Origin of the sequence: Streptomyces sp. NPDC059788 (assembly GCF_042732265.1) — a bacterium.
In the GTDB taxonomy this organism is placed as follows: Bacteria; Actinomycetota; Actinomycetes; order Streptomycetales; family Streptomycetaceae; genus Streptomyces.
Map to the genome: position 1 here is coordinate 145,239 of NZ_JBHWHY010000012.1, position 13,330 is coordinate 158,568.

At 74.6% G+C, this 13,330-nt stretch carries 13 protein-coding genes; 8 read left to right on the plus strand and 5 right to left on the minus strand.

Annotated elements, in window-relative coordinates:
- Positions 1-352: 352 nt before the first annotated feature.
- Together ACFV57_RS13460 and ACFV57_RS13465 are read right to left on the minus strand one after the other, a co-directional pair.
- Positions 353-658, minus strand: coding sequence for a hypothetical protein (locus tag ACFV57_RS13460; protein ID WP_385229937.1), 306 nt, complete (start codon positions 656-658; stop codon positions 353-355).
- A gap of 7 nt (positions 659-665) precedes the next feature.
- The gene (locus tag ACFV57_RS13465; RefSeq protein WP_385229940.1) at positions 666-1,301 is read right to left on the minus strand and encodes an ATP-dependent Clp protease proteolytic subunit; all 636 of its coding nucleotides are present in this window, start codon (positions 1,299-1,301) and stop codon (positions 666-668) included.
- A 221-nt stretch (positions 1,302-1,522) separates the two neighbouring features.
- Here ACFV57_RS13465 and ACFV57_RS13470 point away from each other — a divergent pair, with 221 nt between their 5' ends.
- Positions 1,523-1,687 (plus strand): hypothetical protein, encoded by a 165-nt coding sequence (locus ACFV57_RS13470; protein ID WP_385229944.1) that lies wholly within the window; start codon positions 1,523-1,525, stop codon positions 1,685-1,687.
- A 4-nt stretch (positions 1,688-1,691) separates the two neighbouring features.
- Positions 1,692-2,045 (plus strand): type II toxin-antitoxin system Phd/YefM family antitoxin, encoded by a 354-nt coding sequence (locus ACFV57_RS13475; RefSeq protein WP_385229947.1) that lies wholly within the window; start codon positions 1,692-1,694, stop codon positions 2,043-2,045.
- Positions 2,046-2,111: 66 nt separating this feature from the next.
- On the opposite strand, the gene ACFV57_RS13480 is transcribed toward ACFV57_RS13475, so the two are convergent.
- The gene (locus ACFV57_RS13480; RefSeq protein ID WP_385229950.1) at positions 2,112-3,131 is read right to left on the minus strand and encodes a M28 family metallopeptidase; all 1,020 of its coding nucleotides are present in this window, start codon (positions 3,129-3,131) and stop codon (positions 2,112-2,114) included.
- A 446-nt stretch (positions 3,132-3,577) separates the two neighbouring features.
- Here ACFV57_RS13480 and ACFV57_RS13485 point away from each other — a divergent pair, with 446 nt between their 5' ends.
- The 6 genes from ACFV57_RS13485 to ACFV57_RS13510 all read left to right on the plus strand — a co-directional run bounded on the left by ACFV57_RS13485 (position 3,578) and on the right by ACFV57_RS13510 (position 8,314).
- On the plus strand, positions 3,578-3,880 hold the full coding sequence (locus ACFV57_RS13485; protein ID WP_150242020.1) for an urease subunit gamma: 303 nt from the start codon (positions 3,578-3,580) through the stop codon (positions 3,878-3,880).
- Between the two features lie 17 nt (positions 3,881-3,897).
- Positions 3,898-4,209, plus strand: coding sequence for an urease subunit beta (locus ACFV57_RS13490; RefSeq protein WP_385229954.1), 312 nt, complete (start codon positions 3,898-3,900; stop codon positions 4,207-4,209).
- Positions 4,202-5,923, plus strand: a complete 1,722-nt coding sequence (locus tag ACFV57_RS13495; RefSeq protein ID WP_385229957.1) for an urease subunit alpha — start codon at positions 4,202-4,204, stop codon at positions 5,921-5,923. The genes ACFV57_RS13490 and ACFV57_RS13495 overlap by 8 nt, the downstream gene beginning before the upstream one ends.
- Before the next feature lie 68 nt (positions 5,924-5,991).
- Positions 5,992-6,666, plus strand: coding sequence for an urease accessory protein UreF (locus ACFV57_RS13500; RefSeq protein ID WP_385229960.1), 675 nt, complete (start codon positions 5,992-5,994; stop codon positions 6,664-6,666).
- Positions 6,667-6,779: 113 nt separating this feature from the next.
- Positions 6,780-7,481, plus strand: a complete 702-nt coding sequence (gene ureG / locus ACFV57_RS13505; protein ID WP_385229963.1) for an urease accessory protein UreG — start codon at positions 6,780-6,782, stop codon at positions 7,479-7,481.
- Positions 7,478-8,314, plus strand: coding sequence for an urease accessory protein UreD (locus ACFV57_RS13510; RefSeq protein WP_385229965.1), 837 nt, complete (start codon positions 7,478-7,480; stop codon positions 8,312-8,314). The genes ureG and ACFV57_RS13510 overlap by 4 nt, the downstream gene beginning before the upstream one ends.
- A 133-nt stretch (positions 8,315-8,447) precedes the next feature.
- Here ACFV57_RS13510 and ACFV57_RS13515 read toward each other — a convergent pair whose 3' ends face one another.
- Positions 8,448-11,402, minus strand: a complete 2,955-nt coding sequence (locus ACFV57_RS13515; protein WP_385229968.1) for a condensation domain-containing protein — start codon at positions 11,400-11,402, stop codon at positions 8,448-8,450.
- A complete protein-coding gene (locus ACFV57_RS13520; RefSeq protein WP_385229971.1) occupies positions 11,399-13,330 on the minus strand; it encodes an amino acid adenylation domain-containing protein in 1,932 nt (643 codons plus the stop codon). The genes ACFV57_RS13515 and ACFV57_RS13520 overlap by 4 nt, the downstream gene beginning before the upstream one ends.

The following is a 13,330-nucleotide window of genomic DNA, read 5'->3' on the forward strand; positions in this document are numbered from 1 at the left end:
CATTCCGCGCGACACGTACGCACGCCGCGCAAGCCGTGTGGCCCAGCGCGCGACCCCGTGGATACGCCGTTCGGGCGAGCCCGATCGGGCCTCGTGTCGGCGTACGGAGGCGCCCTTGAGGTGCCGTAGCACCTCGCGGGCGGCCCTGTCGCCCCGGCCCGGCGTGGGCCGCGTGCGGCGGGCGGGGCGGCCCGCGCGTCAGGGGCGTGAGGGGAGGGCGCCCGACCCCCGTCCGGGCGCCCTCCCAATGGGTACGGCGGAGCACCCGCCGCGTACTCACGGCACGGCCCTTCCGTTTTGCGCGGGCCGTGTCACGGACGGTTCGCGGTGGCCCGCGCCGCCCCCGGCCGCGTCAACTGCGCGGCGGCGGTACGGAGATCAGCCGTGCCCGGCGCTCGCCGTCCAGGACCCGCAGGGCCTGCGCCAGCGTCGCCGCGTGCAGTTCGCTCTCGCCCCGTTCGTGCATCAGCGTCAACGCGTCCCGCAGCGCGAGGGACTTGCCGACCAGGGCCTGCGCGGCACGCAGGCCGCCGTAGGTGTCCGTGCCGCGGGCCGGGTTGATCCGGCCCAGCAGATCCAGGACCGCCAGGTAGCTGTCGATGACCTCGCCCTCGGCCCGGGTCAGCGCGGGCAGCGGCGGCAGTTCGGGCGGCAGCATCCCGGGCTCAGTTCGCGCCGGGCGCCGTGGGGCGCCGCTTGCGGCTGCGGGTGAGCGCGTCGACGAGCCCGTACTCCACGGCCGCCGCGGCGTCGAAGACCTTGTCGCGTTCGAGGTCCTGGGTGATCTGCTCGGCGGACCGGCCGGTGTGCCGTACGAGCAGTTCCTCCAGGAGTGCGCGGGTGCGCAGCAGTTCGTCCGCCTGGATGCGGAGGTCGTCCGCCTGTCCCTGTACCGGTTCGCCGAACGAGGGCTGGTGGATGAGGATGCGGGCGCCCGGAAGGGCGAGGCGCTTGCCGGGGGTGCCGGCGGCCAGGAGCACCGCGGCGGCGGAGGCGGCCTGGCCCAGGCAGACGGTCTCGATGTCGCACCCCACGAACTGCATCGTGTCGTAGATCGCGGACATCGCCGTGAAGGAGCCGCCGGGTGAGTTGATGTAGAGCGAGATGTCCCGGTCGGGCGCGTCGTAGTCCAGGTGCATGAGCTGTGCGATCACGTCGTTGGCCGCGGTGTCGTCGACCGGGGTGCCGAGGAAGACGATCCGCTCGCCGAGCAGCTTGGAGTACGGGTCCATGGTCCGGGACCCGTTGGAGGTGCGCTCGGTGAACTCCGGAAGGACGTAACGGGCCTCGGGGCGGTTCATGGGGAGCTCTCTTTCCCTAACCATCTGTAAAAAATGTACAGGACGTACGTAGAGTTAGATGGGAGCACGTCCGCAGGCCCGAAGCAATGGCTAGGGAAGGTGAAGTGCCGGAAGCTCGCTGAGAGCGAAAGCCTCACGGGGAGTCAGGGGTGGGGGCGCCGGGCGTAACTGATGGTGGGTTACGGCGCGGATCGCATGGCGGCTCGCAGGTCGCGCCGCGCATGAAGGCCAAGGGGCGGATCGCGCTACGCCGCGGCCACCTGATGCTCGACCTGGCCGCCCTGGGGCCCGTCCGCGGCCGGGCGCCCGCATCCGGCAGCCGCGAACCGGCCGACCGCACCCGGTCCCGGCCCTGGCCGGAATGTCGTGCACCCGACCTAAGCTAGGACCATGGCTTATGAGATTCCGGTGACGCAGGCCCGGGCGGAGTTGGCGGACCTGATCAACCGCGTCGTCTACGGCGGCGAGCGGGTGGTCGTCACGCGCCACGGCAAGCCGCTGGTGGGGCTGGTGTCCGCCGCCGACCTGGAGCGCCTGGACGCGTACCGGGAGGCGGAGGAGGCCGCCGCGGAGGAGCAGGTGATCAGTACGGTCTCCTCGGTACGGTCCTTCCCGGCCCCGCCCGGCGAGTGGCGCCGCTTCGGCATCGCGGCGGAGCACCGCGGCGCTGCGGGTGACCACGGTGGGGCCGGCGGGCGCGGCGGCACGGGTGAGCACGGCGGGCCGGGCGCCGGGGAGCGCTGACCGGGCAGCGGGGGCGCGGAGCCGCCGCTGCCCGGTGTCCGGGCGCCGGGCCGGAGCGGTCCGGCGTCAGGAGCCGAGCTGCCAGACCGCGTCGGCGATGGCGGCGGTGTTGTTGCCCAGGGCCGTGTCGTCGATGTTCTTCGCGGTGTCGCAGGAGGCGTGGTAGCAGGCGTCGAACGCCTTGCCCGCGGTGCCGCCCCACTTCTTCGCCTGCTCGGCGGTCTTGATGTAGTCCGCTCCGGAGAACAGGCCGCCCACCGGTACCCCGGCGTCCTTGAACGGCGCGTGGTCGGAGCGCCCGTCGCCCTCCGTCTCGATCTCGGTGGCGATGTGCTTCGCTGCGAAGTGGTCCTTGAAGACCTTCTCCAGGCGCGCGTCGTCGTCGTAGACGAAGTAGCCCGGGTTCGGCGAGCCGATCATGTCGAAGTTCAGATACGCGTCGATCTTCCCGCGCTCGTCGGCGGACAGCTGCTTCACGTAGTGCCGGGAGCCGGCCAGTCCGTTCTCCTCGGAGCCCCACCAGGCGAACCGCAGGTGGTGGGAGGGTTCGAGACGGGCCTCGGCGACCGCGAGCGCGACCTCCAGGATGGCCGCGGAGGCCGAGCCGTTGTCGTTGATGCCGGGGCCTTCGGTGACCGAGTCGAGGTGGGCGCCGGTCATCACGGTCCGGTCCGTGCCGCCGCCGGGCCAGTCGGCGAGGAGGTTGTAGCCCGTGGTGCCGTTACGGGTGAACTCCTGGACGGTGGTGGTGAATCCGGCCGCGTCCAGTTTGCCCTTGATGTAGTCGACGGAGGCCCGGTACCCGGCCGTGCCGTGGGCGCGGTTGCCGCCGTTGGCGTCCGCGATGGACTGCAGCCGGTCGAGGTGGGCCTTGACGGCGGCGACGGGGATGTCCGGCGCGGCGGTGGACGCCGTGGCGGTGGCGGGGGCGGTGGCCTGCGCTCCGGCGACGGGTCCCAGGAGGGCGGCGGCCAGGGCGGTGCACGCGCCGGCGGTCAGGCCCGCACGGCGTATTCGGGCGGAGCGGGGCGGGCGGGACGAGCGGGAGGCGTGGGGGGTACGCGGCGTGCGACTCGCACGGTTCACGGTGGGGCTCCGATGCTGGTGTGGGGGGAGTGCGCCGTGGGGTGGCGCCGTGGGGGTGGTGCCTGTGGGGTGGTGCTCGTGGGATCGGTGGTGCGGTTGGGGGATTGGCGCTTGACGTGCGCATGAGGATTACGGGCGTTTCGTACCGCGTCAAGAGCGGATACCGGACTCCGGTGTCCGGACAGGGGACACACCGGGCGGAAGCGGTGCGGAGCGCTCTCGGGTGCGGTGGTGCGGCCCAACCGGTGAAGTTCCACGACCGGCCCGCCGAGTTAACGCCGCCGAAATCGCGCCGAACTAGCCTGCGGCCGACGGGTGATTGATGGAGCGGAGCTGGAGAGCAGTTTGCTCCATCTTTAATTACTGTGTGATACATCTGCTTTTGCGGGTGTATCGCCACCCGTGACCTGGGCTTTCGTGCCCAGCGCAGACTGTGAGGTGGACATATGCAACTGACCCCGCATGAGCAGGAACGCCTGATGATTCATGTGGCGGCCGACGTGGCCGAAAAGCGGCGCGCCCGCGGGGTACGGCTGAACCACCCGGAGGCCGTCGCGCTGCTGACCTCGCACATCCTCGAAGGCGCGCGGGACGGCCGTACGGTCGCCGAGCTGATGTCGACCGGGCGCAAGGTCCTCACCCGTGACGAGGTGATGGAGGGCGTGCCCGAGATGATCCACGACGTGCAGGTGGAGGCCACCTTCCCGGACGGCACCAAGCTGGTCACCGTCCACGAGCCCATCAACTGAGCGCGGGAGCGGCGACCATGATTCCCGGCCAGATCCTGTACGCCGACGAGCCGGTACGGCTGAACCCCGGACTCCCCGTCACCCGGCTGACCGTCCTGAACGCCGCCGACCGTCCCGTCCAGGTCGGCTCCCACTACCACTTCGCCGAGGCCAACCCCGGCCTCGACTTCGACCGTGCGGCCGCGCACGGCAAGCGTCTGAACGTCCCCGCCGGCTCGGCCGTGCGCTTCGAGCCCGGCATTCCCACCGAGGTCGAACTCGTCCCCGTGGCGGGCAAGCGGATCGTCGCGGGCCTGCGCGGCGAGACCGGAGGCTCCCTCGATGGCTGACCTGACCCGTGCCGCCTACGCCGACCTGTACGGCCCGACCGCGGGCGACCGCGTACGGCTCGCCGACACCGATCTCCTCGTCGAGATCACCGAGGACCGCTCGGGCGGCCCCGGCCGGGCCGGTGACGAGGCGGTCTTCGGCGGCGGCAAGGTGATCCGCGAATCGATGGGCCAGTCCCGCGCCACCCGCGCCGAGGGCGCGCCCGACACCGTCATCACGGGTGCGGTGGTGCTGGACCACTGGGGCGTCGTCAAGGCGGACGTCGGCATCCGCGACGGCCGGATCACCGCGCTCGGCAAGGCCGGCAACCCCGACACCATGGACGGCGTACACCCCGACCTGGTGATCGGCCCGGAGACCGAGGTCATCGCCGGCAACGGCAAGATCCTCACCGCGGGGGCGATCGACACCCATGTGCACTTCATCTGCCCCCAGCAGGCGGACGAGGCCCTCGCCTCCGGTGTGACCACCCTGGTCGGCGGCGGCACCGGCCCGGCCGAGGGGAGCAAGGCCACCACCATCACGCCCGGCGCCTGGCACGTGGCCCGGATGTTCGAGTCGATGGACGGGCTGCCCGTCAACGTCGGTCTGCTGGGCAAGGGCAACACCATGTCCGCCGCGTCGATGCGCGACCAGCTGCGCGCGGGCGTCCTGGGCTTCAAGATCCACGAGGACTGGGGGGCCACCCCCGCCGTGCTCGACGCCTGTCTGCGCGTCTGCGAGGAGAGCGGCGCGCAACTGGCCATCCACACCGACACCCTGAACGAGGCGGGCTTCCTCCAGGACACCCTGGCCGCCATCGGGGGCCGCGGTATCCACGCGTACCACGTGGAGGGCGCCGGCGGCGGGCACGCGCCCGACATGATCGCCATGGTCTCCGAGCCGAACGTGCTGCCCGCCTCGACCAACCCGACGCGGCCGCACACCGTCAACACCGTCGAGGAGCACCTCGACATGCTGATGGTCTGCCACCATCTCAACCCCGCCGTGCCGGAGGACCTCGCGTTCGCCGAGTCCCGTATCCGGCCCTCCACCATCGCGGCCGAGGACATCCTGCACGACCTCGGCGCCATCTCGATCATGTCGTCCGACGCCCAGGCCATGGGGCGCATCGGCGAGGTCGTGCTGCGTACCTGGCAGACCGCGCACGTGATGAAGAAGCGGCGCGGCGCCCTGCCCGGCGACCGGCTCGCGGACAACGCCCGCGCCCGCCGCTACGTCGCCAAGTACACCGTCAACCCGGCCGTCGCCCAGGGCATCGACCACGAGGTGGGCTCGGTCGAGGAGGGCAAGCTGGCCGACCTGGTGCTGTGGGACCCGGCGTTCTTCGGCGTCAAGCCGCTGCTCGTCATCAAGGGCGGACAGATCGCGTACGCGCAGATGGGCGACGCCAACGCCTCGATCCCCACCCCGCAGCCGGTGCTGCCCCGCCCGATGTTCGGCGCCATCGGCAAGGCGCCCGGCAGCAACTCCGTCAACTTCGTCTCCGAACAGGCCGTCGCGGACGGGCTCCCCGGGCGGCTCGGGCTGGACAAGTCCTTCCAGGCCATCCGCAGCACCCGCGGCGTGACCAAGGCGGACATGCGCAACAACGACGCGCTGCCGGACGTCCACGTCGATCCCGACACGTTTACCGTCACCATCGACGGCGACGTGGTCGAGCCCGCGCCGGCCGCCGAACTGCCCATGGCCCAGCGCTACTTCCTCTTCTGAGTGCGGGGCGACACGGTGGCACGCAACGGTACGGACCCGCGCGACGGGCGCGGGGAGGGGGTGCGGCGATGAGCCGGGCGGCGCTTCTCGTCCTGGCGGACGGCCGGTTCCCGGCGGGTGGGCACGCCCACTCCGGCGGCGCGGAGGCGGCCGTCACCGCCGGGCGGATCACGGACGCGGTGAGTCTGGAGGCGTTCTGCCGGGGACGGCTGCACACCGCGGGCCTGGTCGCGGCCGCCCTGGCCGCGGCGGCGGCCGCCGGGTGCGATCCACTGGAGCTGGACGAGGCGGCCGACGCCCGCACGCCGGTGCCCGCGCTGCGGCACACGGCGCGCAGGCTGGGGCGGCAGATGATGCGCGCGGCCCGCGCCACCTGGCCCTCGGCGGAGCTGGACGCGCTGGCCGCGGCCCGGCCGCGCGGCGCCCACCAGCCCGTGGTGCTGGGCCTGGCGGCCCGCTCGGCCGGGCTCGCGCCGCTGGACGCCGCCTACGCCGCCGCGTACGAGAACCTAAGCGGCCCGGCCACCGCCGCCGTACGGCTGCTGAGCCTGGACCCCTTCGACGCGACCGCGGTGCTGGCCCGTCTGGCGGCGCCGCTCGACCGGATCGCCGAGCAGGCCGCCGACGCGGCGGGCCGGGCCCTTAAGGAGGGGACCGGCGCGCTGCCGGCGGCGTCTGCGCCGCTGCTGGACATTACCGCCGAGCAGCACGCGGCGTGGCCGGTGCGGCTGTTCGCCTCGTGACGGCCTGCCCCCGCCCCGGACCCCGGACGCGGGCCGCGGCCGGAATTCCCGCCCGGCCTCCTCCGCCCGCGCGCGCCCTGACTCCCCGCACCCGCACCCGATACGGAGCTGACATGCATCTCGACCACGACCTCGACGAACGCTTCCCGCACCGGCACACCTACAGCGCCGCCGCCCCGCAGCGCCCGGACGGCACCCGGCGCGCGCTGCGCATCGGCCTGGGCGGGCCGGTCGGCACCGGCAAGACCGCCACGGTGGCCGCGCTGTGCCGCGCGCTGCGCGACGAGCTGTCCCTCGCGGTGGTGACCAACGACATCTACACCCGCGAGGACGCCGAGTTCCTGCTGCGCGAGGCGGTGCTGCCCGCCGAGCGCATCACGGCCGTGGAGACCGGCGCCTGCCCGCACACCGCCATCCGCGACGACATCTCCGCCAACCTCGAAGCCGTCGAGGATCTGGAGGACGCCGTCGGCCCGCTCGACCTGGTGCTGGTCGAGTCCGGCGGCGACAACCTGACCGCGACGTTCTCCAAGGGCCTGGTCGACGCCCAGATCTTCGTCATCGACGTGGCGGGCGGCGACGACATCCCCCGCAAGGGCGGCCCCGGCGTCACCACCGCCGACCTCCTCGTGATCAACAAGACCGACCTCGCCCCCTACGTCGGCGTCGACCTGGAGGGCATGGCCCGCGACGCCAAGGCCCAGCGCGGCGACCTGCCCGTCGTCTTCACCTGCCTCAAGGCCGAGAACGGCGTCCGGCCGGTCTCCGACTGGGTCCGCGAGCGCCTCACCGACTGGACCGCGGGCCCCGCATGACCCTCGCGCCTCCCGAGGGGGCCCGGCTCCGGGCCCCCGAGCCGGTACGGGTTCTCGGCCCCGCCCCGGTGGCGCACGGTCTGCGTGCCACGGCCCGCATCACCGCGCGCGCCACCGCCGGCGGCGCCACCGGCCTGCCCGTACTGGACGGCGAGGGCCCGCTCGCCCTGCGCCGCGTCCGTTCGCACGGGACACAGGCCCGGGTGTGCGTCGTCGGCGCCATGAGCGCGCCGCTGGGCGGGGACCGGCTGCGCATCGAGGCCACCGCCGAGGACGGCGCCGGCCTGTGCGTCACGGCGGCCGCTGCCACCGTCGCGCTGCCGGGGCGCACCGCAGGCCACGCCACGTACGACGTCGAACTGACCGTCGGCGAGGGGGCCCGGCTGGAGTGGCTGCCCGAGCCGCTCATCTCCGCCGAGGGCAGTGACCTGCGCATGACGACGACGGTCCATCTCGCGCCCACCGCACGCCTCGTGCTGCGCGAGGAACAGGTGCTGGGGCGCAGCGGCGAACGGCCCGGACGGCTGCACAGCCGCCTCACGGTCCACCGTGCCGGGCGCACGCTCCTCGACCAGGAGACGGCGTACGGGCCCGGCACCCCCGGCTGGGACACCGCCGCGGTCCTCGGCGGCAACCGCGCCACCGGCCAGCTCCTCGTCGTGGACCCGGCGTTCGACGGCCGCCCCGCCGAAGTCCGGCTCCTCGGGACGGAACCGGGGGAGGGGCAGGGCGTCCGCAGCCCACTCGCCGGCCCTGCCGCGCTGACCACCGCCGTCGCGGCGGACGCACTACGGGTGCGGCGCCTCCTGGACGCGGGCGGGGCCCCCGAGTGAGCGGCCGGCGCTCCCGGAACCGGCGCGGCGCCGCTCCTGGGGGAGAGAGCGGCGCCGCGTACAGCAAGACGGGCAGCGAGCGGAATCGGTGCCGTCGTGGTGACGGGAATCTGTAAAAAGCGGGAAAAGCCCGTCAGTCCTCCAGCATCGCGGCGAGCACCGACCGCCAGTCCTCGCCCGGACGCTCCGCCAGTTCGGCGGCGAACGCGGGGGAGGGACGGTAGCGGCGGCGGTGGTGCAGCAGGAAGTCGGGGCCGGTGGCTTCCCCGGCCCCGCGCTCTGCCGCGCGGTCCGCGCCCTGCCCCGCATGCGTGGCGTGGATCTCGCTGGGGCTGCCGAGCAGCCGGATCAGCTCCCCGGCGAAGTCGCGCCAGTCGACATGGCCGCCGACCGCGTTCACCACGCCCCCGGACGGCCGCTCCACGCAGCTGACCAGCGCACGGGCCAGCGCCGCACCGTGCACCCAGGGCGCGCCGTACCAACCGCGGTCCCGGGCGGGCAGTTCGATCGGCTCGCCGTTCAGCGCCGCCTGGAAGAACTGCCCGGTCGCACCCCAGCGCAGCTGGTCGCGCAGCCTGGCGTGCGCTCCCCACACGATGGGCACCCGGACCACGCCGGCCCCGCCCCGCCCGCCGGTCCCGGCGGCCTCCAGCAGCATCCGCTCACAGTCCAGCTTGGCCCGTCCGTACGCGGTGAACGGCCCGGCCGGCGCGGTCTCTTCGGTGACGTCGGTGGCCGGCGGCTGCCCGTACGCGTCGACGCTGCTGACGAAGACGAAGGCGCCCCGCCGCCAGCCGTCCAGCGCGGCCCGCATCGCCGCGAGGTCCACCTCGGGGGAGGTGAAGGTGCAGGCGGCGTGGATCACCGCGTCCGCGTCGGCCGCCGCCGCCCGCAGGCTGTCCGGATCGCCGAGGTCCCCTTCGGCGACCTCGATCCCGTCGGACGCGAGGAGATGCGCCGACTCGGGCCGTACCAGGGCTCGTACGGGACGGCCGCGCGCCGCCAGTTCCCGCAGGACGAAGGCGCCCACGCCGCCGGTGGCACCGGTGACCAGGACCGTTCCGGTGCGGGCCGACGGGGGCCGGGAGGTGCGGGGAGCCGGGGGCCGGACGGCGGACAGTGCCGCCGCGCGCTCCTGGCCGCGCCCGTCCAGCAGGGCGGCGATCGCCCGCGGGCTGCGGTGCTCCATCACGTCGAGCCCGGTCAGCGGCAGGCCCAGACGTTCGCGCAGCCGGTCGGCGAGTTGCACTGCCAGCAGGGAATGGCCGCCGAGCAGGAAGAAGTCGTCCTCCGGAGCGGGACGGCGGCCCAGCAGCTCGCCGAACGCTTCCAGTACGGCCTGCTCGCGTGCTCCCCCGGTACCGGCAGGCGCGGCGGCCGTCACCGGCGCCCCCGGAAGGCGGTTGCGGTCCACGGCGCCGTCGGCCGTGCGCGGCAGCGCGTCGAGGACCGTCACCGCGGCCGGGACCAGCTCGGGCGCCAGCCGGGAACGCAACGCGGCCCGCAGGCCCATCGGTTCCAGGGAACCCGTGCCGCTCGGTACGACGTACGCGAGCGGCCGCCGGCCGTCGATCTCCAGGAGTACGGTCTCCGCCACCTCCGGCCGTTCCCGGAGGAGCAGCTCCGCCGGGTGGGCGGTCTGCACCCCGTCCCGGTCGTCGGCGGCGGGCAGCGGCCGGGCCAGCTGATGGCCGGGGTCGGCGGCCACCGCCGCCAGCAGGTCCGCGAAGCCGCGCAGCAGCCGCCGGGCCGTCCGCCCGTCGAGCCGCGCCCGGTCGTACTGCACCAGGCAGCGCGGCGGTCCGTCCCCGCGGTCCTCCTCCACGTAGAAGCCGAGACCGAACTTGGCCGTCCCCAGATCGACATCGACCGGCTCGCTCACCGAACCGGGCAGGTCCAGGGCGATGGGCGCCCGCAGGACATCGGCCGTGACGTCCACCAGCGGATGGCCGTCCGCCCCGCGGGCCGCCGCACCGAGCCGCTCGACGATCAGGTCGAACGGTACGTCCCGGTGCTGCTGCGCCTCCAGCAGTGCGTCCCGGACCCGGACCAGCAGATCGCCGAAGGCGCCGGCATCGGGCGCGTTCACCCGGACGGGCAGCGTGTTGACGCACAGGCCGACCAGGTCGCGCATCCCCGCGCGGTCGCGGTGGCTGCTCGCACAGCCGAGCACCAGGTCCGTACGGCCGGTCGCTTCCCGCAACGCGCCGTGCGCGGCGGCCAGGACGACGGTGAACAGGGTGCTCCGGTGCTCCCGGCCCACCGCACGCAGCCCTTCGAGGACGGCGGGCGGCAGCGGCTCGGCGAGCAGCGCCGCCTCCCCGCGCCGGGCCGCGCCGCCGGAGTCCGCGGCCGGGGCGGGCAGCGGCACCGGCCGGGCGCCCGCGAGGCGGCCGAGCCAGAACTCCAGCCCGTTCTCCAGGGCGTCCGCGGCGGCGTGCTCCCGGCGCGCGAAGTCCGCGTACTGCGGAGCCGGACCGGAGAACCCGCCCGGCAGCTCGCCCGTCGGCACGTCGCCGCCGTCCAGCGCCGCCCCGTACAGCGCGCCCAGCTCGCGCGCGACGACCGCCAGCGACCCGCCGTCGACAGCGATGTGATGGAGCGTCAGCAGCACGGTGTGGTCGTCGGCGGCGTGCCGTACGACGAGCGCGCGCAGCACGGGGCCGCTCGCCAGGTCGAAGGGACGCGCCGCGGCCGCCCGCAGCTGCTCCGCCACGTCACCGTCCGCCGCCACCACCTCGACCGGCACCGGTGCCGCGTCCAGCACTTCCTGGTACGGCTCGCCGTCACGCTGCCCGTACCGCGTACGCAGCACCTCGTGACGGCGTACGAGACCGGTCAGCGCCCGGCCGAGGGCCTGCGGGTCGAACGGCCCGCGCACCCGGGTGGCGAACGGTACGTGATACGCGGCGCCGCTGCCGCCGAGGCGGTCCATCAGCCACATGCGGCGCTGGGCCGCGGAGAGCGGCGCGGGCCCGTCCGCACCGGCCGGCGCCGTACGGTCCGCGCCGCCGCGTTTCGCGGCCTGCCGCTGCCGGGCGATCCGCAGCAGCGCCGCCTCCCGGGCGGTGTCCGAAGCGGTGGTCATCGTCGGTCCTCCAAAGCGGCCGGGGCGGCCGGTTCGTCACCGGGCGCGCCCGGCTCCTCGTGGATACGCAGCAGGGCCCGCTCGACGCGTGCCGCCTGGGCGGCGACCGTGGGAGCGGCGAAGAAGTCGGCGAGCGAGAGCTCCACCCCGAGGTCCTCGCGCAGGTCCTCCACGACGCACAGCGCCAGCAGCGAGTGCCCGCCGAGCGCGATGAAGTCCGCCTCGGGGTCGTCCACGGGGTGGCCGAGGGCCTGGGTCCACAGGTCGGCGACGACCTGCTGGAGGGGGGAGAGGCCCCCGTCGGCCGGGAGGCCCCCTGCCTCCGGACCGACGGCCATCGGGTCACCCGCCGGAGCGGCCGCCGAGTCCTCGACCGGACCGGCCGCGGCCCCGCCCACCGGCTGCCCGATCCCCTCCACCGGCCGGGCGGCCAGCGCCCGCCGGTCCACCTTGCCGACGCCGGTCATCGGCAGGGCGTCCACGCACGCCCACGCGTTGGGCACGAGGTGGGCCGGCAGACGGCTCTCCAGGTGGGTGCGGAGCGCTCCGGCCCCGGGCGCCGTGCCGCTCTCCGGTACGACGAAGGCCACCAGCCGCGCGTCGTCGGGCGCCGGCCGCTGCACGACCACGGCGGCGTCCGCGACCTCGGCGTGCTCGCGCAGCGCGTGCTCGATCTCGCCCGGCTCGATCCGGAAGCCGCGGACCTTGATCTGGTCGTCGGTCCGGCCGTGGAAGTCCAGCGTGCCGTCGGGGCGCGCCGAGACCACGTCGCCGGTGCGGTAGAGCCGCCCGGCCTCCGGGTGGCCGACGAAGCGTTCCGCCGTCCGGTCCGGCTGCCCGACGTAGCCGAGCGCCAGCCGCGGTCCGCCGAGCCACAACTCGCCGCGCTCGCCCGGCGTGACCGGTGCGCCGCGCTCGTCCATGACGTACGCGGTCGTCCCGGCGACCGGGCGGCCGATGGGCGGCGGGCCGTCGCAGTCGGCGTCCTCGACGCGGTGCGCGGTGGCGAAGGTGGTCGCCTCGGTGGGCCCGTACCCGTTGACCAGTTCCAGCCAGGGGTGGGCGCGCAGCACGGAGCGCGCGTGCCGCGCGGACAGCGCCTCGCCGCCCACCAGCACGCTGCGCAGCACCCCGAAGAGCGGGGAGCGCCGGGCCGCCAGGTGGTGGAAGAGCGCGGTGGTCAGCACGGTGACGGTCGCGCCGAGGCGTTCCGCGTCCCGGGCCAGGCCGGCCGGCGAGAGCCGGTCGGCGGTGGACACGGCGACGGCGGCGCCGTTCGCCAGCGCGCCCCACACCTCGAAGGCGGAGGCGTCGAACGTGACGGGGGAGTGGAACAGCACGCGGTCGCGCGGCGTGATGGTCACGTACCGCGGCCGGTGCGCCAGGAGCGCGATGCCCTGGTGGGTGACGGCGACGCCCTTGGGCCGGCCCGTCGAGCCGGACGTGAACATCACGTACGCGACGGCATCCGGGTCGTAGGCGTCCTCCGCCGGAGCCGGCACGCCGTCCACGGCACGTTCCGGCCCGGGGGCGGGCGGCGGCACGGCCTGGTCCGCGGGGATGCCGGCCGCCTCCACCAGGTCCTTGTCGCCGACCGTCAGCACGGCACCGGTCGTGTCCAGCATGGTGGCGACGCGCGGCGGGGGATAGTCGGCGTCGAGCGGTACGTAGTGTCCCCCCGCCCACCAGACGGCGAGCTGGGTGACCACAGTGGCCACCGAGTGCGGCAGCAGGACGCCGACGGCGGCACCGGGGCGCACGCCCCGCTCGCGCAGCGCCCGCGCGAAGTGACGTGCCTCGGCGGCCAGTTCCGCGTAGGTGAGGAACGTTTCGCCGTCGGTCACGGCGAGGGCGTCGGGGGTGGTGCGGGCGAAGTGGGAGACGAGTCCGGGCAGGCCGGTCGCGGCAGCGGTGGTAGGCGTGGTCAT